Genomic DNA, 23296 nt, shown 5'->3' on the forward strand with positions numbered 1-23296 from the left:
GCGCGCCACCAGCGGCCCCAGCACCAGCACCGAGGCGCGCATCTTGCGCACCAGGTCATAGGGCGCCTCGAGGTTGCTCGCCTCGCCACCCATGGTGAGGGTGCGCGCGCGCGTGTCGTGCTCCACGCTCAGCCCGTGCTGGGCCAGCAGCCGCGCCATGGTGCGCACGTCCTCCAGCGCAGGCGCGTTTTCCAGCACCAGCGGCGCCTCGCCCAGCAGGGATGCCGCCATCAGCGGCAGCGCCGCGTTCTTCGCACCCCCCACCGCAATCGTGCCGCGCAAAACGCGGCCACCCGTCAAACGTATCCGGTCCATGTGTCCAGCCCTTCCCGTCAGAGCCGCGGCAGCGCGACGCCGCGCTGGCGCATGTATTTCCCGGCGCGGTCGCGGTAGCTGACCTCCGGCGCGCCGGCGCCCTGGAGGAACAGGAACTGGCAGATGCCCTCGTTGGCGTAGATGCGTGCGGGCAGCGGCGTGGTGTTGCTGATCTCGATCGTCACCTGCCCTTCCCACTCTGGCTCCAGCGGGGTGACGTTCACGATCAGGCCGCAGCGGGCATAGGTGCTCTTGCCCAGGCAGATCACCAGCACGTCGCGGGGGATGCGGAAGTATTCCACCGTGTGCGCCAGGGCGAAGGAATTGGGCGGGATGATGCAGGTCGGCCCACGGCGGGTGACGAAGCTGTCCTCGGCGAAGTTCTTGGGGTCCACCAGAGCGTTGTCGACGTTGGTGAAGACCTTGAACTCATCCGCCACGCGGGCGTCGTAGCCGTAGGACGAAAGACCGAAGGAGATCACGCCCTCGCGCCGCTGCGCTTCCACGAAGGGCTCGATCATGCCCTGCTCGGCCGCCATGCGGCGGATCCAGGTGTCGGGCATGATGGGCATGGGCGGGGGCGGTCCGTTCGGGTCAGGCTTGTTCGGGCCGCCGGATTAGCCCGCCGGGCACCACCCCGTCCACCGCCGGCGCGCGGCGGTCAGCCCTGCTCATCCTTGGCGGGCTCGCCGGCGGCCGCCGCGTCCTCGCGCGCCCGGCCCTGCGCCTTGCGGCGGCGAAGGTTCTCGCGCAGCGCCCGGGCCAGCCGCGTTTCGCGCTCGGCGGCGGCGCGCTGCGCGGGGGTGGGCTGAGCGCGGGCGGGCGGCGGATCGGGGTCGTCGGGGCGCTGGGTCATGCGGTCGGGCAAGGGGAGGCAGGAACGGACGAAGCGGGGCATGACCGCGTTCGCCTTACTATCTTACCACCTTACTATCTTACTTCCTCGCCAGCCAATGCCGGCGGTGAGAGGGCGCCGGTGGCACCCGCCATCATGCCCGCGGAACTGAGCAATTTTCAAGCAAAATCAGCTTTCTGCAACCATCCCAGCGCAGGCGGCGCAGGGTTCCGCCGGCAGCACCGGTCAGGTGTTGGGCCTCAGCGCGGGCGCCGGGTCAGGCGCCGGCGCGGCCCCGCTCCCCGGAACGCCCTGCCCCGTTCCCCCGCTTCCGGGCTGGCCAGGCCTGGGCAGGCTGTTCAGCAGATCCAGCCCGGGAAGAAAGGGCGAGTCCGCGATGCCCTCGCAGGCGGCCCGCCCGTGGCCGGCGAATTCCTGCACGGCAGCCCCCTGCGCCCCCGCCGCGACGCCGCTGGCGAAGCTGAAGGCGCGCTCGACGAGGTCGCTCCGCCCGGCCGCCACGGACATCGCCTGCACCCGCCCCATCAGGATGACGTGGAACATGACCCGGGCGCGCCATTCCTCGCTCCGCAGGCCGCAGCTGACCGCCAGGGTCAGGACCCGCACCGCCGCGCCGGTGCCCTGCGTCCGGCCCACCATGGCGGCGGCGACGCGCACCGTGTCCGGATCGATCGGCCGCAGCGTGCCCGGCGGTTGGGCTGGGGCTTGGGCCGGGGGTTGGGCCGGGTCGGGGGCGGAGGGCCCGAGTGCCGCGCCGCGCGTGGGCGCCGTCGCCTCCGGTCCGGAGGCGCAGCCCAGCAGCGACATCAGAACCGTTGCGAGAACCAGCCAGCGCATGGCGGTGCCCTCCGTGGCAGGATTGTCATGCTGCATAGCGAGGGCGCGGCGGCCGGGGCAAGGTTCGGGGCGGCGCTCGGCGGATCGTGAAGGATGCGCAACGGCGGTGGCGGGCGCATCCGCGCACCCTGTTCGGGGAAGACGAGCCGGCAGAACACGCCGGGTGGTGGTCGCCAGGGGAACTGTCCGAGGAAGTTGCAGGCTTTCTCGGAAACACGGTCGCCATGGTGGAGAAGGTCTACGCCCACCACCATCCCGACTACCTCAGGAAGGCCGCGGACGCCTTGGTAGGTGTGGATAACTCGAAATCCTCGTCCATTGGACGAGAAATGCCGTTGTGGCGCTCACCGGAAACCTAACGAAAACAATGGTGCTGCTGGAGAGATTTGAACTCTCGACCTCTCCCTTACCAAGGGAGTGCTCTACCCCTGAGCTACAGCAGCGTGCTTGTCCCGGAGCGAGGCGGTTCCTAGCCCCTGCCCTTCCGGGTGGCAAGCCCCCTGCGCGCAGGCGATGCATCGTCTCGTGCGGAATGGCTGGGAGGGTGGCTCCGGGCCAGGGTCTGCGGCCTGCCCACGACCCGCTGCGCTGGCCCCGCCGGGAAAGGCGAGGGCCGGGATGCTTTTAAAACTTCGACCCTTAAGCTGCCGGCATGGTTCCCTTGCGCCGGCGGATTCGCGTCGCTTTCCTTTGCCTGCTTCCCGCCGCCTGCGCGGGCCCGGCGCCCTGCGGGCCGGAACAGGGCACGGTGGTGCCGGTCACCCTGAACGGCAGGACGCCGCTGGTGACCGTGCAGGTCGACGGCAAGCCGGCGGTGATGGTGCTCGAGACGGGTGCGGAGAGCACCGCCCTGACGGTTTCCGGTGCGCAGCGGCTCGGCATCGTGGCGGACCCGACGCGCACCTCCTTGTCGGGTGGGATCAGCGGACTGACGCGCGTGCCCACGGCGGCGGTCGGTCCGATTGCGCTGGGGCCGCTGTCGCTGGCTGAGAGCCGCCGCTTGGTGCTCGCGCTCCCCACCCTGGAAGCGCTGCGTCCTACCCCGGGCGACGGGCTGCTCGGCATCGACCTGCTGAGCCAGGCCGACGTCGACCTCGACCTGCCGCACGGGCGCATGACGCTTTATCCCGTGGGCCTGTGCCGAGCGGGGCTGCCGAACTGGAAGCGTCCCTACGCGGCCCTGCCGACCTGGCAAGCAACGAATCTGTGGCTGGGCACGCAGGTCGAGCTGGACGGGCGCAGCTTCCAGGCACTGCTCGACACGGGGTCCGCGGGCACCCTGATCGACAAGCGGGCCACGGCGCTGCTGGACCTGCCGGAGCCGCCGGCGAACATACGGCGCACGCAGGCCCACGGCATCGGGGACACGCCGCACGATATCTATCCCTACCGCTTTCGCGAGATGCGGATCGGCCCGACACGCTTCCCGAATCCCGTTCTGGGCGTGATCGACCGGCCGGGATACGGTTTCCAGGCGGCGCCGTTCCTGCTCGGCGCGCAATACACCAACACCCAGCACCTCTGGCTGAGCTACGCCGCGCGGCGGATCTTCGTGGAGCGTGCCGCTGCCCCGCCCTCGCCAAACAATCCTGCCCCAGGCAAGGCCGCCACGAACAGCGCCGCCCCGGGCGATGCAGCGCGCTCCGTAGCGCCGTAGCGCATTTCCTAGTGTCCGCCGGAACGCCGGAAAAAGCGCGGGAGCCAGCCATCGCCCTTCGCCCGGGCCGGCACCGCGTCCGGCGCGGGCCGGTCGCCGTCCGGGTTGCGGTACAGGTAGGCCACGCGCGCCCGCACCTCCTCCACCGGCCAGTTCCACCAGGCCTCGGCGAGGAGGCGCTCGATCGTGTCGGGGCGGAAGCGCAGGCGATGGACGCGGGCGGGGTTGCCCACCGCCACGGCGTAGGGCGGGATGCGCCCCGCCACCACGGCGCGCGCGCCGATCACTGCGCCGTGGCCGATCTCGGCGCCGGCCAGCACCACCGCCCCGGCGCCGAGCCACACGTCGTGGCCGATGCGCGTCGGGCGCGACGGCGCGGGATCGGGGCCCTCACCTTCCGCGAAGCCCAGGCCCACCAGCGGAAAGGTCGTGGCGCGGTCGAGCCGGTGGTTGCCGCCACCGTGGATCACCACGTCCTTGGCGATGGAGCAGTAGCGGCCGATCTCCACGCGCTCATCCTCGCGCCACAGGTTGAGCTCGATGCGCTGGTCGAAATAGGTCCATTCGCCGACCGTGACGCGCGGGTCGGTGTTGCACTCGCGCAGCCAGCGGGTCGGACCGGTGATCTCCATGGGAGGCGCTTGTGGGCGGCCGGCGCATCGCGGGCAAGGGCGGGCGCGGCGGGACGGGCCTGCCCGGAGCGGCCCGGAGCGGCGATGACGCGCCCGGCGCCGCCCGCTTCGCAAACGGTGCGGCAAGCCCCGGTCCCAGCCGGATGGCCTGACGCGCCCCGCCCTCGCCGTCGCGGCTCCGACGCCCTGGTCCCGCGCCTTCTGGTTCCGCGCCTCCTGGCCGCGCCGCGTCGGCCCTGCCCTCCCGGCCCCGGCACCCGTCGCTGGCCAGCGCCGCCGCAGGCTCTAGGATGGTGCCCGAGATGACACACGATCCGTTTCAGGCCGGCGCCACCCCAGGAACCACCCCGGCGGCCACGATCACCAGCGCCGCCAACGGGCGGATCAAGGCGCTGCGGCTGCTGCGCGAGCGCAAGGGGCGCGCGGCCACGGGGCTGTTCCTGGCAGAGGGCGAGGATGCGCTGCGCATGGCGCTGGACGCCGGGCGGACGGTGGCGAGCCTGGTGTTCGACCCGGGGCGCGCCGGCGCGGCGCTGCAGGCCATGGCGGAGCGCTGCGCCGCCGGGGGCGCGGAGATGATCCCGGCCGGCCCCGCGGTGCTGGCGGCGCTGTCGGGGCGCGACAACCCGCCGCGCGTGGTGGCCGCGCTGCCCCAGCCCTGGGTGGCGCTCGACGCGCTGCCGGTGGTGCGGCCCGCCGCCTTCGCGGTGCTGGAAGCGCCGCGCGACCCGCGCAACCTCGGCGCCGTGGCGCGCTCGGCCGAGGCGGCCGGCGTGGCCGGGCTGATCCTGCTGGGCGAGAGTTGCGACCCCTGGGGGCCGGACGCGGTGGCGGCCTCGGCCGGGGCGCTGCTGGTGCTGCCGGTGGCGCGCGCCGGGCTGGAGGAGTTCGCGCGGTGGCGGGCGCGGCACGGCGTGGCGCTGGCGGGCACGAGCCTGGCCGCCGAACTGGATTACCGGAGGGCGCCCTACGGCGAGGCGGTGGCGGTGGCGATGGGCACCGAGACGACGGGGCTGTCCGAGGAGCTGGCGGGTGCCTGCGACCTCCTGGTGAAGATCCCGATGCGCGGGCGGGTGGACAGCCTCAACCTCGCGGTGGCGGCGGGGCTGATGATCTTCGCGGTGACGGAAGCGCAGCGCTGAGGCGGCGGCCGGCGGAGGCCCCTGCCCCCGCCGCCCGCGTCGTTCAAGCGCGGAGGCTCCGGCCGCCGCCGGCCGTGCCGTTCAGGCGCCGAGGCTGGCCGTGGTCTCGTCGAACAGGGAGTCGACGCTCATCCGGTGCGGGATGATTTTCTGCTCGAGCGCCCAGTCGATCGCGAGCTGGATGCCCTTGCGGTTCGCCTCCATGCCGATCGGCGGGAAAGGCTCGGGCACGCCGCCCTCGGTCATCTCGCGGCTTTCCACCAGCATGCGGTAGATCTCGCGCACCACCTCGGGCTTGCTGCGCGAGATCTCCTCGTGGACCACGAAGACGTGGTTGATCGGCACCACGCCCTCGCGCGCGTACCAGGCCTTGGCGGCCGCGTGCGGGTCGGGGATCAGGCGCTTCACGCGCGGGTCCTTGGGCAGGTCGACGCCCTGCAGCGTCGCCACCAGCTCACCGTCCAGCATCATCTTGCCGATGTCGGAGCCCTTGGGCAGGCGCTCGCAGTTCGGCGGGTCGGAATACTCGGCGAGATGCCCCTCGCCCGTGGTGCACCAGGTGACCTTGTCGAGGTCGACGCCGAATTCGTGCTTGAGGATGCCGCGCACCCAGAGGCCGGTGGTCTGCGCGTAGGTGCGCACGCCGACGCGCTTGCCCTCGATGTCCTTGGGATGCAGGTCGAAGAGTTCGCCGTTGAAGCCGGCGCAATGGTGCTGGAAGCGGCCCGAGACCGGCACCGGCAGCATCACGTAGGGCTTGTTGTAGGCCTTGGCCTGCAGAAGCGTTACGATCGCGAGCTCGCCGCAGTCGTAGGCGTTCTCGCGCAGCATCGCCTTGAAGCCGTTATGCGCCTGCTCCGGCCCGCAGATGTCGAGCGTGACCGTGTCGGACCGCACGCGGCCGTCGCGGATCGCCTTGGTGACGGGATAGTCGGCGAGGTTGGTCTTGAGCGTGGTGGTCATCGGCTCCTGCTTCTCAGTACAGCTTCACTTCGATCAGCGACGGGCCGGGTTCCTGCGCGGAGCGCACCAGCGCGTCGTGGAACCCTTCCGCCGTGTCGACCTGCACGCCCGGCACGCCCATCGACTTCGCCATGGCGACCCAGTCGATCGTCGGGCGGTCGATGTCGATCATCGCCATGGCCTGCGGGCCCGGCGTGGTGCCGGCGCCCATGTTGGCGTACTCGGCCTTGAGGATGGCGTACTGGTTGTTGGCGAAGATCACGGTGGTGACCGGCAGGCCTTCGCGCGCCTGCGTCCAGAGCGACTGGATCGTGTACATGGCCGATCCGTCGCCCACCATGCAGATGGTCCGCCGGTCCGGACAGGCCAGCGCGGCGCCGGTGGCCACCGGCGTGCCGTAGCCGATCGAGCCGCCCAGGTTGTTGATCAGGTCGTGCGGCCGCGCGCCCATGGTGTAGCCCATGGTTTCGCGGCCGGTGGTCAGGGATTCGTCGACCACGATCGCGTTTTCCGGCGTCGCGGCGGCCAGCGCGTGGGCGATGCTGAGCGGGTTGAGCGCGCCGGTGGGACGCGGCGTCTCGATGCGTTCCTGCAGGCGCGGCGCGGTGCGGCGCAGGCCCAGGGCATCGGCCAGCATTTCCAGCGCGGCCTCGGCATCCTCCTCCATCTCGGCCAGCGCGTGGACCTGCGTGCCCGACGGCTTCAGCAGGCTCGGCTTGTCGGGATAGCTGAAGAAGGCCACCGGCTCCTTGGTTTGGAGCGTGACGAGGTGGCGGAAGGGGGCCAGGAAGGCGCTGCCCTGCGCCACGGCGTAGGGGATGCGCTCGATCGGCACGCGGCCCGCGCCGCGCTCGATGCGGGCGGTGAAGAACTGCGAGCCGAGGCGGCAGCCGGTGCCGGCGGCGATGCGTCCGGCGAGTTCCAGCGCGCGGCCGCGCGTGGCCTTGTTGGCCAGGATGATCAGCGCGGGCTCGCCCGAGCGCAGGACCTTCGCGATGGCCTCGATCCGGGCCGCGTCGGGCGTTTTGCGCGTGGGGGCCACGGCGGGGGGCAGGATCGCCTCGCCGGCATCCATCCAGGCGGTGTCGCCCGGCAGGATCAGCGTGGCGATCTGGCCCGGCAGCTCACGCGCCTTGGCCACGGCGGTCGCGGTGTCCCAGCCGATCGTGGCCGCGGATTCCGCGCGGCGCACCCAGTGCGACAGCGGCCGCGCCAGGCCCTCGATGTCGCTGGTGAGCGGCGGGTCGTATCGCAGGTGGCTGGCCGAATGCTCGCCGACGATGTTGACCATCCCCGACGAGGCGCGCTTGGCGTTGTGGATGTTGGCCAGCCCGTTCGCCAGCCCCGGCCCCAGGTGCAGCAGGGTCGAGGCCGGGGTGTCGCGCATGCGGTACCAGCCGTCCGCGGCGCCGGTGCAGACGCCCTCGAACAGGCACAGGACGCTGCGCATCCTGGGATTCTCGAGCGCCGACAGGAAGTGCATCTCGGACGTGCCGGGGTTGGCGAAGCAGACCTCCACCCCCCGGTCGACCAGCGTTGAAACGAGGCTGCCGGCGCCGTTCACCTCAGTAGCCCGCCAGCTCGCGGCCCTGGCCCACCACGCCGTAGCTGCGCGAGGGCGCGGCCATCAGGAAGGAGTAGCCTTCCTTGAGCAGGCGATCGACATTCTTGGCATTGGTGTGCGGGTTGCCGACGCGGACCTTGTGCTTGTGGCAGGTCTCGACGATGCGGCGCATGGCGTCGAGAACCTCGGGGTGCTCGTACTGGCGGGGGAAGCCCAGCGCCTGGCTGAGGTCGCCCTCGCCGATCAGGCAGAAGCCGATGCCGGGCACGTTGGCCAGCATGTCGTCGAGGTTCTCGATGGCCTCGGGGCTCTCGATCATCAGGCCCACCAGGATCTCGCCCTGGGGGGCCAGCGGCCAGACATCGGCCTTGGCGTAGTATTCCGCCTGGGTCAGGCCCCAGTAGCGCGCGGCGGTGGCCGGGCCGTCACCGCGGGCACCCTTGGGCTCGTACAGGGCGGCGCCCTTGGGGCGGGCGTAGCGGCAGGCGGCGACGGCGTTGTAGGCCTGCTCAACGGTCGCGACGTGCGGGGTGATCACGCCGTAAACGCCGCGGTCGAGCACCTGCTTGGCGAAGGACTGGTTCATCTCGATGCCGTTGGCCGGCACGCGCGCCAGCGGCGTCACCGACGGCGCCACGGAGCCAGAGCTCGCGATGGTCTTGCGGTTGAGCATGTATTGCAGCGCGTCGCCCAGCGCCGACACGTCGTAGGGGTTGTGCTCCATCTCGAAGACGACGCCGTCGTAGGGCGCGTCGCTCATCTCCTGCGCGGTCAGCTTGTCGACCTTGGCGAAGCAGGTGAAGGCGGGCTTGTTCTGTTCCCAGGCGCGGATGATGCCGTTGAGGCGGGTGCTGCCGGACATGGTGATTTCCCCTTGCTGCGTGATGGACTGCGTCGTGGTGGATGCTGCGTGGCCGGCGCGCCCAGAACGGATGCCGGGCCCGGGCGCGCGGCGGGCCTCAGCCCGTCTTGTTGGTGAGCGAGGTCCAGCGCGCGAGCGGCCCGCCGCCCGGCTCGATCCCGGCGAAGTGGGTCATCTCCTCGCGCCAGCGCTGCGGCGGGCCCGAGCCCCAGGGCACCAGCGACACGCTGTCGGTGGAGTTCCAGGTGTTGGGCATGTCCTCCGGGTCCATGAACTGCATGGGCGGCAGGATGAACTCGATGCGGTTGCCGTCGGGATCGCGGAAGTAGATGAAGATGCCGTTCGGCGGGCCGTGGCGGCCGGGCCCGTGCTCCACGTCGCGGCCCCAGCCGAGATTGGCGGCGATGTCGGCGGCGCGGATGATCGCCTGCAGGTCCGACACCACGAAGGCCACGTGATGCAGGCGGGGGCCGGCGGCCTGCGCCAGCACGATGTCGTGCGGGTTGTTCTTGCGGGTGAGGAAGATCGACAGCACCTGCCCGCTGTCGACGTCGGTGGTGTATTTCGACGGGCGGAAGCCCAGGCCGAGGAAGCGGTTCACCGCGGTGGGCAGGTCGGGCACCACGCACTGGTAGTGGTCGAGGCGCAGCACGCGGCCGCCCTTCTGCGCCGGGAAGTTGTTGAGCAGGCGCGGCAGCACCGGCATGGAGGAACACAGCTCGATCGGCGGCGTGCCGGGCGCCATTGTCGTCAGCAGCGTCGGGCCCTGGTGCGGACGCTCGATGAACTCGGCGCTGCCGCCGGTGGCGGTGATGTGCTCACGCGCGCGGTGCAGGTCGTCCTCGGAGGCGACGCGCATGCCGATGCACTCGGCGACGCGGCCGCCCTCGTCGGACTGGATCAGCACGACGCTGTGGTGGCAGGCCTCCTCGATGCCGCGAAGGTAGGCGACGCCCCCCTCGCGGTCGCTCAGCACGAAGCCCAGAACCTCGGTGTAGAAGACGAGGCTCCGATCGAGGTCCTTCACGCGGTAGCGGACGTGGCTGGCGCGGGTGATGTTGAAGGGGGGATTTTTCTCGACGTTCGGAACGAACACGTTTGCCTCCTGTGCCACGCTCAAGCCTCCGTCTCGACGACGCGGGGCGCCCATTGCGGCCGCAGCACCAGCGCTGTCGTGAAGGCGCCGATGATCAGGAACACGAAGATCACCTGCATGGGGAGGTTGTAGCTGCCGCTGACCTGGAGCAGCCAGCCCGACAGGATGGGTGCCACGATGCCGGCCAGCGCGGTGGCGACCTGCTGGAAGCCGGTGACCAGGCCCACGATCGACTTCGGGATCAGCGTCAGGCGGCACAGCGCGAGGTGGTTCGCGGTGGTCAGGCCCAGGCCCGAAAGCGAGGCGACGTTCCAGAACAGCGCCTCGTTCACCGTGTCGGCAAAGGCGCCCAGCACCACGGTCGAGGCGAACAGGAAGCCCGCGATGGTGAAGACCTTGCGCACCAGGATCGGGTCGTAGCCGCGCTCGATCAGCCGGTCCGCGACCCAGCCTGCCGCCAGCGCCACGATGGCGATGCCGATGAAGCTGAAGAAGGAGTAGAGCCCCATCTGCTGCAGCGGCAGTCCCCGCTGCTCGACCAGGTAGGACGGCATCCAGGTCATGCAGTAGAAGGTGAAGTAGTTGTAGCAGAAGTTCGTCACCATGCTGCCCCAGACCATGGGGCTGGCCAGGATCACGCGGACCTGCTTGCCCGAGGCCATGGGCGGGGCGGCCGCGGCCTTTTCCGCGCGCCCCGGCTCCACGCGCCCTGGCTCCACACGCCCTGGCTCCACACGCTTGGGCAGGTCGTTCTTCACCAGCAGGTTCCAGGGGATCAGCCACAGCAGGCCGACGATGCCCAGGAGCACGAACATCGCGCGCCAGTCGAAGGCGACGATCAGCCAGGCGGCGACCGGCGCGCCGATGGCAGGCCCCACCTTGGTGCCCAGCATGTAGATGCCCACCGCCGTGCCGCTCTGGTCCTCGCGGAAGTTGCGGCGGATCCAGGCCCAGCTGGCCGGCACCACGATGGCCTCCGCCGCCCCCACGATCAGCCGCATGACGATCAGCGCGGACAGCGTCGTCGTCAGCCCCGTCAGCGCCGTCGCCACGCACCAGACGAAGAAGCAGACCGTATAGGGCCGCTTCACGCCGTAGCGGTCGGTGGCCCAGCCCAGCGGCACCTGCAGCACGGCGTAGGACCAGAAGAAGGCCGAGTTGACCCAGCCGCGATCGATGTCGGACAGCTGGAAATGCGCCTTGAACGACGGCACCGTGAGGGCCGCCGAGATGCTGGTGCGATCCACGAAGGACACCAGCGCGCCGAGGGCCAGCAGCCCCAGGATGACCCATTGCAGGGTCGAGGTGGCGACCACGGGCGCCGCCGGAGCCGCCGGCTTCTCCATGACGGCGAGGTCGGCGCTCTTGCTCATCGGCATGGCGGCGTGCCCTCAGTCCGCCAGCCGGCGGTAGAGCTTCTGCGCGGTCTTGCCGAAGACCCACTCGCGATCCGCTTCCGACAGGCTGGCCAGGCGCTTCTCGGCGGTGGCCTTGATCTCGGCCAGCGTGCCGGGCGAGGTCGGGAAGTTCGAGCCCCAGGCCATGCGCTGCGCCCCGAATTCCGCCGCCAGCTTCGGGAAGAAGGTTTCCGGCGTGGCGGCGCCCTTGGTGCTGTCGCTCATGATGCGGGGCGACAGCTTCAGGTAGATCGAGGGGTACGCCGCCAGGGCGAAGAGCGACTTCGCCGCGGCGTAGGGCGGGCCGTCGGTCACGTCCGGGCGGGCCAGGTGATCGAGGATGATCGGCACCTGCGGGAAGCGCTTGGCCAGCGAGGTCACCGCGTCGAGGCCCACCGCCCCGGTCTGGATGCACATCGGCTGGCCCAGCTCGCCCAGCAGTTCCCAGGCCGGGTAGGCGCGGGGGTCGTCGAGCTCGCTGGCGTCGAATTCCTTGGTGGAGCCGCCGGTGAAGACGCGCAGGCCCGCCAGGCCCTTGCCCACCCATTCGCGGATCGTGCCGACCGCGTCGGGATCCAGCACGTCCACCGAGCCGACCGGCACCAGGCGGTCGGGATACGCGTTGCAGGCATCCACCACGTAGCTGTTGTCGAAGCCGTAGGTGGTGGAGGAATGCACCACCGCCGCCTTGGCCACCCCGGCCTCGTCCATGGCCGCGATCAGCGTCTCGACGGTGCAGGGACGTTCCTGCGACCAGTCGGAGCGCTTGCCGAACAGCGGTGCCGGCGGGTAGCGGCCCTCGTCGTCGGAGATGACGTGCGGGTGGATGTCGATAAAGCGCAGAACCATCAGATCTTTCCTCTCCGGCAAGGGATCGAGCGTCCCCATTTCCCGTATCGATCGCCTTCCCCGCGCCCGGGCACCAGTTCAATCCATGCGCGGGGTTATAACTTCCGCCGCCTCAGAGGCCCTTCGCCTTGAGCCGCGCGTCGAGGCGCGGATAAACGCGGCGGGCATTGCCCTCGTAGATCTTGTGGCGGTCTTCCGCGCTCAGATCCGGCAGGGCGTCGACGTAGCGCTTGGTGTCATCGAAGTAATGCCCGGTGCGCGGATCGACGCCGCGCACCGCGCCGATCATTTCCGAGCCGAACATCACGTTGTCGACCGGCACGACCTCGGCCAGCAGCGCGACGCCGGGGCGGTGGTACACGCAGGTGTCGAAGAAGATGTTCGACATCAGCTCTTCCAGCGGACGCCCGGCGATCTCCAGCGACATGCCGCGGTAGCGGCCCCAGTGATAGGGCACCGCGCCGCCGCCGTGCGGGATCACGAAGCGCAGCGTGGGGAAGTCCTTGAACAGGTCGGACTGCAGCACCTGCATGAACACCGAGGTGTCGGCGTTGAGGTAGTGCGCGCCGGTGCCGTGGAAGTTCGGGTTGCAGGAGGCCGCGACGTGGATCATCGCCGGCACGTCGAGCTCGCACAGCGCCTCGTAGAACGGGTACCACTCGCGGTCGGTCACGGGCTTGCCGGTCCAGTAGCCGCCGGTCGGGTCCGGGTTCAGGTTGCAACCGACGAAGCCCAGCTCCTCGACGCAGCGGCGCAGCTCGGGGATGGAGTTCGCGATCGGCGCGCCGGGCGACTGCGGCAGCATGCAGACCGGCGCGAAGTTGTCCGGGTACATCTCGGTGACGCGGTGCACGAGGTCGTTGGACACGCGCGCCCATTCGAGGCTGGTGCGCTCGTTGCCGAGGTGATGGCTCATCAGCCCGGCGATGGGCGAGAACAGCGTGAGGTCGCTGCCGCGCTCGCGCTGGAGCTTGAGCTGGCCGCCCTCGATGCCCTCGCGGATCTGGTCGTCGGAAACATGGGCGCCGTCGACGGAGGGTGCGTTGGCGGGATCGTTGGCCGCCTCGACCTGCTTCGCGCGCCAGTCGCGGAAGTTCTTGGGAACGGTGGTGTAGTGGCCGTGGCAGTCGATGATCATCACGTAGCTCCAGGATACTCGGCGCCCGTGCCGCGACGGGGGGGCCTCGACGAGGGGACCTCGACGGGGGGCGACGGCTCCGGCGGGGCGGCGAAACCCCGCCGGGCGGGGCGGATCAGGCGGGCTGCGACACCTTGGCCGGGTCGACGAAGAGCTCGTCGAGGCGCATCCGCCGCGGCGTCAGGCCCTGCTCGAAGGCCGTCTTTTCCAGCGCCTCGATGGTGGGCAGGTTTTCCTGGATGCCGTAGGGCAGCGGATCGCGGCCGACGATGTCGCGCAGCTTGGCGTACTTCGCCTCGGTGGGGTTCTTCGGCCCCTCGGCCTCCAGCTTCGCCAGCCACTCGTTCTTGGCGCGCTCGAAGGCGTCGAAGATCGACTTCGCGACCCAGGGGTGCTCGCGCAGCACGGAGTCCTTGACCACGATCGTGCCGTGCATCGGGTACACGCCGGTGCGGCGGAAGTAGTCCGCTTCGAGCTCCGCGGCATTGGGCAGCAGGTCGGGGTAGTTGGCCTCGACCTCCTGCCAGCCGCCCGTGGGGGCGCCGGTGCGGCCGATGCCGGCGGCACCCTCGACGCCCGCCGCGAGCTCGCCATCGGCCATCATGTCGGCGAGCGAGCGGCCCTCGGGCGCGTGGATGACGTTGGCGGGCAGCTTGAGCTGCTGCACGTGTTCCTCGTCATCCACCACCCAGGTCACCTTGGAGGCGTCGAGGCCGCAATCGTCCATCAGCGCCTGACGCAGCCACACGCCGGTGGTGACGGAGTAGGCGCGCACGCCGACCTTCTTGCCTTCCAGGTCCTTGACCGTGGTGATCCCGCTGTCGGGGCGCACCAGCAGGCCGGAATGGTGGAAGCGGCGCACCACGAAGATCGGCAGCGCCACGAAAGGGGCGCCGTAGGCGCGCGCGATGATGTAGGTGGTCGGCGCCAGCTCGCACACGTCGAACTCCACGTCGCGCACCATGCGACGGAAGGCGCCGATCTGCGGCTTGACGGTGATGATCTCGGGCTCGACGCCCTCGATCGGGATCGAGCCGTTGCGGATCGCCGAGGTGTGCGGGTGCTCCGCGATCGCCATCTTCAGCCGCAGTTTCTCGCCCACGTTTTCTCTCCTGCCGCGCATCGTCCGGTTGTTCCGCCCCCGAAGGTCGGTCCGCTGGGTTGGCTCAGCGGGGTCGACCCGGAGGCGATGACGTGACGGGAGGAAGCGGCGGCAGGGTGGGGGGTGTCAACGCGAGGGCGACCGAACCGTGCGCCCGAAGCGGATTACTTATACCCCCGTGGTGGACCGGGCGGCGCGGCGCAGGTGTCGGGTGCGGCCCGATAAGAATGTTGTTGCGTGACCCTGCCCCACGGCGATCGGGGCGGCGCGTCGACTTTTCCCGCTGCCCTGCCCTTCCCAGTGGTGCCGTGCTGCGAAGAAGCCCATCGCCGGCACGGGGCGCGGCCCGCTCCGTACGGGCACCCGGATGTTACCGGGCTGTTTCAGCTTGCCTTTTCATTGCCGTTGCGGGATGGAGAACGGCAGCGTGGGCAACCGGAGATTTTGTCCGCCGCGCGATAAGAACCGTGGCCCGGGCGGCCACTGGAGGATGATAAGAAATGAGCGGCTCGAGGGGGGCGGAGAGGGCCTCCGCCATCAGCTTCCGGCAGCTGCGGCTGTTCACCATGGTGGGCGATCTGCGCAGCGCCCGGCGCGCGTCCGAGGAATGCGGCCTGTCGCAGCCGGCGGTGACCCAGGCGCTGAGCAAGTTCGAGCAGCAGGTCGGCGCCAGGCTGATCGACCGCCGGGCCAGCGGCAGCTACCTCAACGAGCTCGGCAGCATCTTCCATGCCCGTGCGGTGCGCTGCTTCGCCCAGATCGAGCAGGCGCTGGCCGAGAGCGGGGCGGCGGCGTCGCGCGAGGCCGCGCGGAGCGTCAGCAACCGCCTCACGCGCACGCAGCTGCGCGTGCTGATCGGCGTGGTCGAGCACGGCTCCTTCGAGCGCGCGGCGGAAGCGCTGGACCTGTCGGTGTCCTCGCTGCACCGCGCGGCGCGCGGGCTGGAAAGCAATCTGCGCGTGTCGCTCTTCTACCGCACCGCGGCCGGGATGCTGGTCAGCCCCGCGGGCGCGGTGTTCGGGCGGCGGATGAAGCTGGCGCTGCAGGAGATCGAGCTGGGCATCGACGAGGTGGAGGTGGCCGGCGGCGGCACGAGCCGGCCCATCGTCATCGGCGCCATGCCCTTCGGCGGCAGCGTGCTGCTGGCCTCCGCGCTCGACAACCTGCTGGCGCTCCATCCCAGGGCCGATATCCGCATCATCAACGATACCGCGCCGGCCATGGGGCGGAGCCTACGCGACGGCAATGTCGACCTCGTGGTGGGCCTGCTGCACGAGCGGGAAGAGGACGAGGAGGTGGTCGCCCTGCCGCTGGCGCCGACGCCCTATTCCGTGGTGGCGCGGCGCGGCCACGCGCTGATGCGCCGGGGCAAGGTCGAGCTGGCCGATCTCGCCGGCTGCGACTGGGTGGTGGGCACCCGGGGGTCGAGCCGCAGGGCCTGCTTCGAGCAGATGTTCCCCCATGGCGCGAAGCCCAGGACGCAGATCGAGACCTGCGCGCTCACGGTTCTCCATCACCTGCTGCGGAGCAGCGACCGACTGACGCTGATGACCTCCTACGAGCTGGAGCACAGCGACGACGCGCTGCGCGCCATCCCTTTCGGGCCGATCTCGCCGGTGCCCTCGATCGGGATCACCATGCGCGCCGGCTGGCTGCCGACCAGGCTCCATGCCGACTTCATCGAGATCGTCCGGACCAAGGCCGCCGCCGCGGCCGCGCCGATGCGCCAGGCCGGCTGAGCGCTGCGGCGGCGCGTCGCCGGTCCGGGGCGGCGCGACGGGGTTCGGGGTGACCAGCCGGCGATCGGGCTGTTGCGGACGGCGACTGGTACGGGACGGCCCGCCGGGTTTCGAGGCGCCCTGCTGACGGCCGGGCGGCCTTGCGGGCGGCAGAGTACCCGGCCGGCGGCCGCCATGCCCGGATGGCGGCAGGATTGCCTTGCCGGCGGCCGACACGCCCCGCCGGGGCAGCCGGGACCGGCGGCAAGGGGCCGGGACAGGAACGCTCCGGGGTTCCTCCCGAGCGGTTCCCGGCCCGCGCGCCTCAGCCCGGAGTCAGAGGCGCCAGCCGGTGTGGATCGCCACGATGCCGCCCGACAGGTTCTGGTGGCGCACCCGCTCCAGCCCGGCGTCGCGGAACATCCCTTCCAGCGTTTCCTGGTCGGGGAACTGGCGGATGCTTTCGGCCAGGTACTGGTAGCTGTCGGCATCGCCCGCCACCTTGGCGCCGATCGCGGGCAGGGCCCGGAAGCTCCAGGCGTCGTAGAGGCCGCGCAGGGCGTCGATGCGCAGGCGCGAGAATTCCAGCACGTGGAAGCGGCCGCCCGGGCGCAGCACGCGCCGTGCCTCGCGGATCACGGCGTCCTTGTCGGTGCAGTTGCGCAGCCCGAAGGCCATCGACACCTTTTCCACGCTGCGGTCGGGCAGCGGGATGTGCTCGGCGTCCGAGCAGACGTAGGAGAGCCCCTCGGTCAGCCCGCGGTTGAGCGCCCGCCCCTGCCCCACCGACAGCATGGCGGCATTGATGTCGCTCAGGATCACCCGCCCCGCGCCGCGCTCCTTGGCCAGGAAGGCCACGTCGCCGGTGCCGGCCGCGAGGTCGAGCAGGGTTTCGCGCGGGGACGCGCCGATGGCGGCCACGAAGGCGCGCTTCCACAGCCGGTGGATGCCCAGCGACATCAGGTCGTTCATCACGTCGTAGCGCGGGGCCACGCTATCGAAGACCTCGCGCACCAGGGCGGCCTTCTGGTTGCGGGGAACCTGGCGGAACCCGAAATCGGTCTGATCGGACATGCGACCCTATCTAATGCAAGCGCGCGCGGTCGGGTAGGAACCGGCCGCTCGCTTTACGGAGATGTAGAGTGCCGGAACTTCCCGAGGTCGAAACCGTGATGCGGGGCCTGTCGGCGGTGCTGACGGGGCAGGTGATCGCCCGGGCCGAGACGCGCCGCGCCGGGCTGCGCTGGCCCTTTCCCGACAACCTGGCCGAGCGGCTGCAGGGCAACAGGGTGGAGGGCTTCCGCCGGCGGGGCAAGTACATGCTGATGCGGCTGAGCTCGGGCCAGTCGATGCTGATCCACCTCGGCATGTCGGGGCGGATGGTGGCGCGGATGGCGGAAGCGGCGCCGGGCGAGGCGCTGGTGCTGGATGCCACGGAGGGCGTGCTGGCTGGCGGCGGGGTGGGTGCCGCGGGTGACGCGCCAGCGGGCCATGGCGCGAACGGGCAGGCCGTTCCCCAGGCCGGCGGGGGTGGGGACAGCGAGGATTCGACCGGAATGGCGGAGGCCGGCGGTCTGGCCAGGGGCGGCGCGGGCGGGCTGCCCGCCGATCCCGCGGGTGACGCCGCGGCGGGCGGGAGCCTCGGGCCGCAGGGCCGCGCCTCCGACGCGCGCGGTTCCACGGGCGAGAAGCACGAGCACCTGATCCTCGAGACCGGGGATGGCTGGCGCGTCGGCTTCTGCGACCCGCGCCGCTTCGGGGTGGTGGACCTGGTGCCGACCGAGGCGGAGGACCGGCACCGGCTGCTCGCCGGCATGGGGCCGGAGCCTCTGGAGGATGACTTTACGCCCGCGGTGCTGTCGGCGGCGCTCCGGGGGCGCAACACGCCGATCAAGGCGGCGCTGCTCGACCAGAAGGTGGTGGCGGGCCTGGGCAACATCTACGTGGCCGAGGCGCTGTTCCGCGCCGGGATCTCGCCGGAGCGGCTGGCCGCCACCGTGGTGGGTGCCAGGGCGAAGCGGCTGGTGCCGGCGATCAAGGCGGTGCTGCTCGACTCGATCGAGGCGGGCGGGTCCTCCCTGCGCGACTACGTGCGGGCGGATGGGGAGGTCGGGTTCTTCCAGGATCGCTTCGGCGTGTACGACCGCGAGGGGGTGGCCTGCCCCGCCTGCCCGGGGCCGCCGAAATGCTCAGGGGTCGCGCGCATCGTGCAGGCGGGGCGCTCGACCTTCTTCTGCCCTCGGACGCAGCGCTAGCCGGGAGACAGCAGCCCAAGGGGATACCAGCGCGGCGGTGGGGCGACCGCGCTGCCGCGAACGGGAGGAACCGGCCTCGGCGCGGAGGCGGCCGGCGCCTCACGCCGGAGCCGGGCAGCGCCGCCCGGTCGGGTATCGCCGCACGATCGCGGGGATGCGGGCTCACCCGGGGCAGGAAATCGCCTAGCCTGACGTCTCCCTGGATACGGAGGCACGCGCATGGCGCCGGAAATGATCGTGGTGGAGCGGCACGGGGCGGTGGGGCTGATCCGACTGAACCGGCCCAAGGCGCTCAACGCCCTGTGCGACGCGATGATGGCGGAGTTGGCCGAGGCGCTGCGCGACTTCGACCGCGACCCGGAGGTGGGCGCCGTCGTGCTGACCGGCAGCGAGCGTGCCTTCGCCGCCGGGGCCGATATCCGCGAGATGCAGGACCGGCGCTTCCCGGACACGGCGCTGGCGGACTTCATCGCGCCCTGGGAGGCGGTGCTGACGGTCCGCAAGCCGGTGATCGCCGCGGTGGCGGGCTTCGCGCTGGGCGGGGGCTGCGAGCTGGCGATGATGTGCGACACCATCGTGGCGGCCGAGACGGCGAAGTTCGGGCAGCCGGAGATCAACCTCGGCATCATTCCCGGCGCCGGCGGCTCGCAGCGGCTGGCGCGCGCCGTGGGCAAGGCGGTAGCGATGGACATGATCCTGACCGGCCGCAACATGGACGCGGCCGAGGCCCTGCGCGCCGGGCTGGTGTCGCGCGTGGTGCCGGCGGAGCGCCTCCTGGAGGAAGCGCTGGCGATGGGGGCGAAGATCGCCGAGCTCTCGCCCGCCGCCGTCGCCATGGCCAAGGCCGCGGTGAACGCCGCCTTCGAGACCACGCTGCGCGAGGGCGTCCGGCTGGAGCGCACCATGTTCCTGAGCCTGTTCGGCACGGCGGGGCAGCGGGAAGGCATGGCGGCCTTCGTGGAGAAGCGGCCGGCCCGCTTCCCGGACGCGGCGGGCGGGGTGAAGGCAGCGGGAGACAGGGGCGAGGGTTGAGGGGAAGCGGCCCGGCGAACGGGGCGGTTCACCCGGTCGTGCCACCCATGGCTGACCGCCGCGGCTCGCTCTTGCGGACAGGCGGCGGCGGCTCGGAGCCCCCGGTGGCCGGGGCGTCGCCCCGCCGCCGCGCGGCCGTGGCGGGCGCTTCTCGGTTGACTCGTCCGGAAGGGCGGCGCTAGAAGCCCCGACCTACCTGCTGCGCCCCTGGGGGTGGCGGCATCCCACAGACATGATCGGCAGTTAGTTCAAGCCATGGCGAACACGGATTCCGCGCGCAAGCGCATCCGCCAGAACGAGAAGCGCAACGCGCGCAACACCGCCCGCCGTTCGCGCGTGCGCACCTTCATGCGCAAGCTCGAGGACGCGCTGACGGGTGGCGACAAGGCCCAGGCCCAGGCCGCCTTCCAGGCCCTGCAGCCCGAGATGCAGAGCGCCGTGACCAAGGGCGTTCTGCACGCCAACACCGTGGCTCGCAAGCTGTCGCGCATGTCCGCGCGCGTGAAGTCGCTGGGCAGCGCCCAGGCTTGACCCGGGGCTCCGCACGGAGCCTCGATCACGCTTGCTTGAGTGTTCTTGCGCGGCCCGGATCGCTTGGTTCGGGCCTTATTTTTTCCAATGTTTTCAATACCTCTGCCGAGCGTCGCTCAAGTGGCATCCCAATGCCGCAACGCAAATCGCGACTTCGTGGCAACAGTGTGACTCCGGAGTCGAATCGATCCACGGACTCCGCTTGATTCGGGATCGCCCTTCGCGCTCATGTCTGGCCCACGAGCCCGGCCTGACTCATGCGAGGCAGCCGTCGCGGGCCACGCCGGAGCTGGCGATGCCAGCCTGGCCGGTCCCGGATCTGTCGGGGCTGGCCCGCCCGCCGGAGCGTGGACGTGGCGCACCGCTTCCGGGTGGTGCTGTGGCAGGGAGAGCGGCGCTCGATCGCCGGCAGGGGAGAGGATGCGGATGCTGATGCAGGAAGAGCGTGGTGCATTTCCGGCCCTTCCCGCCAACGGCTCCGACTCCGCTGGCGTGACGGAGAACCGCGTCCTGGAAGCCTGGGCGCGGATCCGCGGCCGCCTGCGCGAGGAAGTGGGCGAGGTCGAGTACCGCACCTGGATGCGCCAGATGACGCTGGCCGCGGTCGAGGGCGAGGAAGCGGTGGTGCTGGTGCCCACGCGCTTCCTGCGCGACTGGGTCCGGGGCCAGTACGGCGACCGCTTGCGCGCGCTTTGGCAGAACGAGAACCTTGGCGTGCGCCGGGTGGACATCCGCGTGGCCGCGAGCGCGGCGCCCGCCGACGGGGCTCCCGACGGCGAGGCGCGTCGCGAGGGCGGACTGGCGGAGCCGCTGGCCGGCCGCATGGCCGCCGAGGCGCGTGACGCGGAGCGCGGCGCCCCCGACCGTAACAGCCTCGACCGCACGGGCACGGACCGGAGCGGTTCCGACCGGAACGCCCCGGACAGGAATGATTGGGCGGCGCCGCTCGACCCGCGCTTCACCTTCGACAGCTTCGTGGTGGGCAAGCCCAACGAGTTCGCCCATGCCTGCGCGCGCCGCGTGTCGGAAAAGCCGGCGAGCCCGGGCTTCAACCCCTTGTTCCTGTACGGCGGCGTCGGGCTGGGCAAGACGCACCTGATGCACTCGATCGCCTGGGCGCTGCGCGAGCCGGGGCTCGACCGCTCGGTGGCCTACATGTCGGCCGAGAAGTTCATGTACCGCTTCATCGCGGCGCTGCGCTCGCAGTCGACGATGGAGTTCAAGGAATCCTTGCGCTCCGTCGACGTGCTGATGATCGACGACCTGCAGTTCCTGATCGGCAAGGACAACACGCAGGAAGAGTTCTTCCACACCTTCAACGCGCTGGTGGATGCCGGCAAGCAGATCGTGGTGTCGGCCGACAAGAGCCCGTCCGACCTGTCGGGGCTGGAGGACCGGCTTCGCACGCGTCTGGGCTGCGGCATGGTGGCCGATATCCACGCCACGACCTACGAGCTGCGGATCTCGATCCTGGAAGCCAAGGCGCAGGTGGCGGGCATTCCGGTGCCGGCGCGGGTGCTGGAATACCTGGCGCACAAGATCACCTCCAACGTGCGCGAGCTGGAAGGCGCGCTGAACCGGCTGATCGCCCATTCCGGCCTGTTCGGCCGCCCGGTGACGCTGGAGAGCTGCCAGGAGGTGTTGCACGACATCCTGCGCGCCCACGACCGCCGCGTGACGATCGAGGAAATCCAGAAGCGGGTCGCCGAGCACTACAACATGCGGCTGACCGACATGAGCTCCGCGCGCCGGGCGCGCAACGTGGCGCGGCCGCGGCAGGTGGCGATGTACCTGGCCAAGCAGCTCACCTCGCGCTCCCTGCCCGAGATCGGGCGCAAGTTCGGCAACCGCGACCACACCACGGTGATGCACGCGGTTTCCAAGGTGGCGGAGCTGATGCAGGGCGATGCCGGCTTCGCCGAGGACGTGGAACTGCTCCGGCGCATGCTGGAAACCTGAGGGCGCCGCGCGGGCGCCCGGTTCCGCGCCGTCCCGGCCGGCCCTCCGGCCTCTCCCGGGCAGTGCCCGCCCGGCATCGGCGACTCACCTCCCCCTTCTAGGCAGGCCCATCCTGCGCTATTGCCTCGCTCTACGGTTTCGGATGGCGGGGAGCGCGCGATGAAGTTCACGGTGGACCGGGCGGTGCTGCTCAAGGCGCTCGCGCACGTCCAGAGCGTGGTGGAGCGCCGCAACACCATCCCCATCCTGGCCAACGTCCTGCTCGACGCCAGCGAGGACCGGCTGACGCTGACCGCCACCGACATGGAGATCGCGGTGGTCGAGGAGATCACCACCGGCGTGCAGGTGACCCAGCCGGGCCGCTGCACCGCCCCGGCGGCGACGCTCTACGAGATCGCGCGGCGCCTGGGCGACGGTTTGAAGGTGGAGTTCGACCAGGCCGGGGGCGACGCGCCGCTGGGCCTGCGGGCCGGGCGCTACGTCACCTCGCTGATGGTGCTGCCGGTGGACGACTTCCCGGCCATGACCGAGGGCAAGCTGCCGCACCGCTTCCAGCTGCCCGCCAGCCTGCTGCGGGACTTGGTGGACCGCACGCGCTTCGCGATCTCCACCGAGGAAACCCGCTACTACCTGAACGGCATCTTCCTCCATGTGGCCGAGGCCGACAGCGGCAAGGTGATGCGCGCGGTCGCCACCGACGGGCACCGGCTGGCGCGCGTCGAGGCGCCGGTGCCGGAAGGCGCGTCGGGGATGCCGGGCATCATCGTGCCGCGCAAGACGGTCAACGAGGTCCGCAAGCTGGCCGACGAGGCGTCCGGCGAGGACAGCCAGGTCGAGGTGCGGCTGTCGGACACCAAGATCCAGTTCCGCTTGGGCAGCGTGACGCTGACCTCGAAGCTGATCGACGGCACCTTCCCCGAGTACGAGCGCGTCATTCCCAAGTCCAACGACAAGGAGATGACGGTGGACCGCGCCCTGTTCGCGCAGGCGGTGGACCGCGTGGCCGCCATCTCCTCCGAGCGGTCGCGCCCGGTGAAGCTGGCGCTGTCGCAGAACGCCCTGGTGCTCACCGCTTCCTCGCCCGAGCAGGGGCAGGCGCGCGAGGAACTGGACGCCGGCGCCGTGTCCTACGGCTCCACCCCGCTCGAGATCGGCTTCCAGGCGCGCTACCTGAAGGACATCACCGACCAGGTGCAGGGACAGCTGGTGTTCCGCTTCTCGGACGGCTCGGCCCCCACCATCGTGCAGGACGTGGACAAGAGCAGCGCGCTCTACGTCCTGATGCCGATGCGCGTCTGACGGGTTTAGGGCGGCGCCGTTTCCGGGGGAGAGAAGGAATTCTCTCCCCCGGACCCCCGCTCATCTTTTTCCGGGACGCTGCCGCGAGGCGG

22 protein-coding genes, 1 tRNA gene and 1 pseudogene are annotated in these 23296 nt (G+C 70.9%); 9 read left to right on the plus strand and 15 right to left on the minus strand.

Annotated elements, in window-relative coordinates; all coding sequences use genetic code 11:
- From ACFFGY_RS01770 to ACFFGY_RS01785, 4 genes and pseudogenes are all read right to left on the minus strand, one after another.
- Window positions 1–315 (minus strand): annotated as a pseudogene (locus ACFFGY_RS01770) (UDP-N-acetylglucosamine 1-carboxyvinyltransferase); the annotation flags it as partial.
- Window positions 316–332: 17 nt separating this feature from the next.
- The gene (gene dcd / locus ACFFGY_RS01775) at window positions 333–887 is read right to left on the minus strand and encodes a dCTP deaminase (RefSeq protein ID WP_377042652.1); all 555 of its coding nucleotides are present in this window, start codon (window positions 885–887) and stop codon (window positions 333–335) included.
- An 89-nt stretch (window positions 888–976) separates the two neighbouring features.
- Window positions 977–1213: a hypothetical protein gene (locus ACFFGY_RS01780; protein ID WP_377042653.1), complete on the minus strand. Its 237-nt coding sequence runs from the start codon at window positions 1211–1213 to the stop codon at window positions 977–979.
- Between the two features lie 183 nt (window positions 1214–1396).
- Window positions 1397–2008 carry a hypothetical protein gene (locus ACFFGY_RS01785; RefSeq protein ID WP_377042654.1) on the minus strand — a complete coding sequence of 204 codons (612 nt, stop codon included), beginning with the start codon at window positions 2006–2008 and terminating at the stop codon, window positions 1397–1399.
- A gap of 86 nt (window positions 2009–2094) precedes the next feature.
- On the opposite strand from ACFFGY_RS01785, the gene ACFFGY_RS01790 reads away from it, so the two are divergent.
- On the plus strand, window positions 2095–2367 hold the full coding sequence (locus ACFFGY_RS01790; protein ID WP_377042655.1) for a hypothetical protein: 273 nt from the start codon (window positions 2095–2097) through the stop codon (window positions 2365–2367).
- 9 nt (window positions 2368–2376) lie between these two features.
- Here the strand turns inward: ACFFGY_RS01790 and ACFFGY_RS01795 are convergent.
- Window positions 2377–2451 (minus strand) — tRNA-Thr (locus ACFFGY_RS01795).
- Between the two features lie 308 nt (window positions 2452–2759).
- Between ACFFGY_RS01795 and ACFFGY_RS01800 the strand changes: the two genes are divergently transcribed.
- Window positions 2760–3665, plus strand: coding sequence for an aspartyl protease family protein (locus tag ACFFGY_RS01800; protein ID WP_377042656.1), 906 nt, complete (start codon window positions 2760–2762; stop codon window positions 3663–3665).
- Between the two features lie 8 nt (window positions 3666–3673).
- On the opposite strand, the gene ACFFGY_RS01805 is transcribed toward ACFFGY_RS01800, so the two are convergent.
- Complete coding sequence (locus tag ACFFGY_RS01805) at window positions 3674–4297, minus strand: CatB-related O-acetyltransferase (RefSeq protein WP_377042657.1); 624 nt, start codon at window positions 4295–4297, stop codon at window positions 3674–3676.
- Between the two features lie 302 nt (window positions 4298–4599).
- On the opposite strand from ACFFGY_RS01805, the gene ACFFGY_RS01810 reads away from it, so the two are divergent.
- Window positions 4600–5439, plus strand: a complete 840-nt coding sequence (locus ACFFGY_RS01810; protein WP_377042658.1) for a TrmH family RNA methyltransferase — start codon at window positions 4600–4602, stop codon at window positions 5437–5439.
- An 81-nt stretch (window positions 5440–5520) separates the two neighbouring features.
- Here ACFFGY_RS01810 and ACFFGY_RS01815 read toward each other — a convergent pair whose 3' ends face one another.
- The 8 genes from ACFFGY_RS01815 to ACFFGY_RS01850 all read right to left on the minus strand — a co-directional run bounded on the left by ACFFGY_RS01815 (window position 5521) and on the right by ACFFGY_RS01850 (window position 14410).
- Window positions 5521–6402, minus strand: coding sequence for a hypothetical protein (locus tag ACFFGY_RS01815; protein ID WP_377042659.1), 882 nt, complete (start codon window positions 6400–6402; stop codon window positions 5521–5523).
- A gap of 13 nt (window positions 6403–6415) precedes the next feature.
- Window positions 6416–7966, minus strand: coding sequence for an acetolactate synthase large subunit (locus tag ACFFGY_RS01820; RefSeq protein WP_377042660.1), 1551 nt, complete (start codon window positions 7964–7966; stop codon window positions 6416–6418).
- A 1-nt stretch (window position 7967) separates the two neighbouring features.
- Window positions 7968–8828, minus strand: a complete 861-nt coding sequence (locus ACFFGY_RS01825) for an HpcH/HpaI aldolase family protein (protein WP_377042661.1) — start codon at window positions 8826–8828, stop codon at window positions 7968–7970.
- A gap of 97 nt (window positions 8829–8925) precedes the next feature.
- Window positions 8926–9924 (minus strand): VOC family protein, encoded by a 999-nt coding sequence (locus ACFFGY_RS01830; protein ID WP_377042662.1) that lies wholly within the window; start codon window positions 9922–9924, stop codon window positions 8926–8928.
- Between the two features lie 20 nt (window positions 9925–9944).
- On the minus strand, window positions 9945–11303 hold the full coding sequence (locus ACFFGY_RS01835) for an MFS transporter (RefSeq protein ID WP_377042663.1): 1359 nt from the start codon (window positions 11301–11303) through the stop codon (window positions 9945–9947).
- Between the two features lie 12 nt (window positions 11304–11315).
- A complete protein-coding gene (locus tag ACFFGY_RS01840) occupies window positions 11316–12170 on the minus strand; it encodes an amidohydrolase family protein (protein WP_377042664.1) in 855 nt (284 codons plus the stop codon).
- Window positions 12171–12282: 112 nt separating this feature from the next.
- The gene (locus ACFFGY_RS01845) at window positions 12283–13308 is read right to left on the minus strand and encodes an amidohydrolase family protein (protein ID WP_377042665.1); all 1026 of its coding nucleotides are present in this window, start codon (window positions 13306–13308) and stop codon (window positions 12283–12285) included.
- Window positions 13309–13423: 115 nt separating this feature from the next.
- Complete coding sequence (locus tag ACFFGY_RS01850; RefSeq protein ID WP_377042666.1) at window positions 13424–14410, minus strand: ABC transporter substrate-binding protein; 987 nt, start codon at window positions 14408–14410, stop codon at window positions 13424–13426.
- 500 nt (window positions 14411–14910) lie between these two features.
- Between ACFFGY_RS01850 and ACFFGY_RS01855 the strand changes: the two genes are divergently transcribed.
- Window positions 14911–16149, plus strand: coding sequence for a LysR family transcriptional regulator (locus ACFFGY_RS01855; protein WP_377042667.1), 1239 nt, complete (start codon window positions 14911–14913; stop codon window positions 16147–16149).
- Window positions 16150–16464: 315 nt separating this feature from the next.
- On the opposite strand, the gene ACFFGY_RS01860 is transcribed toward ACFFGY_RS01855, so the two are convergent.
- Entirely contained in the window at window positions 16465–17202 is a 738-nt protein-coding gene (locus ACFFGY_RS01860) for a class I SAM-dependent methyltransferase (protein ID WP_377042668.1), read from the minus strand.
- Between the two features lie 68 nt (window positions 17203–17270).
- Between ACFFGY_RS01860 and mutM the strand changes: the two genes are divergently transcribed.
- From mutM to dnaN, 5 genes are all read left to right on the plus strand, one after another.
- Window positions 17271–18383, plus strand: a complete 1113-nt coding sequence (gene mutM, locus ACFFGY_RS01865) for a bifunctional DNA-formamidopyrimidine glycosylase/DNA-(apurinic or apyrimidinic site) lyase (RefSeq protein WP_456316140.1) — start codon at window positions 17271–17273, stop codon at window positions 18381–18383.
- 219 nt (window positions 18384–18602) lie between these two features.
- Window positions 18603–19415 carry an enoyl-CoA hydratase gene (locus tag ACFFGY_RS01870; RefSeq protein WP_377042669.1) on the plus strand — a complete coding sequence of 271 codons (813 nt, stop codon included), beginning with the start codon at window positions 18603–18605 and terminating at the stop codon, window positions 19413–19415.
- 255 nt (window positions 19416–19670) lie between these two features.
- Window positions 19671–19946, plus strand: a complete 276-nt coding sequence (gene rpsT / locus ACFFGY_RS01875; protein ID WP_377042670.1) for a 30S ribosomal protein S20 — start codon at window positions 19671–19673, stop codon at window positions 19944–19946.
- A gap of 426 nt (window positions 19947–20372) precedes the next feature.
- Window positions 20373–21905 carry a chromosomal replication initiator protein DnaA gene (dnaA, locus tag ACFFGY_RS01880; protein ID WP_377042671.1) on the plus strand — a complete coding sequence of 511 codons (1533 nt, stop codon included), beginning with the start codon at window positions 20373–20375 and terminating at the stop codon, window positions 21903–21905.
- Between the two features lie 159 nt (window positions 21906–22064).
- The gene (gene dnaN / locus ACFFGY_RS01885) at window positions 22065–23204 is read left to right on the plus strand and encodes a DNA polymerase III subunit beta (protein ID WP_377042672.1); all 1140 of its coding nucleotides are present in this window, start codon (window positions 22065–22067) and stop codon (window positions 23202–23204) included.
- The last annotated feature ends 92 nt before the right edge of the window (window positions 23205–23296 follow it).

The organism is Roseomonas elaeocarpi (genome assembly GCF_042433915.1).
Classification (GTDB): domain Bacteria; phylum Pseudomonadota; class Alphaproteobacteria; order Acetobacterales; family Acetobacteraceae; genus Roseomonas; species Roseomonas elaeocarpi.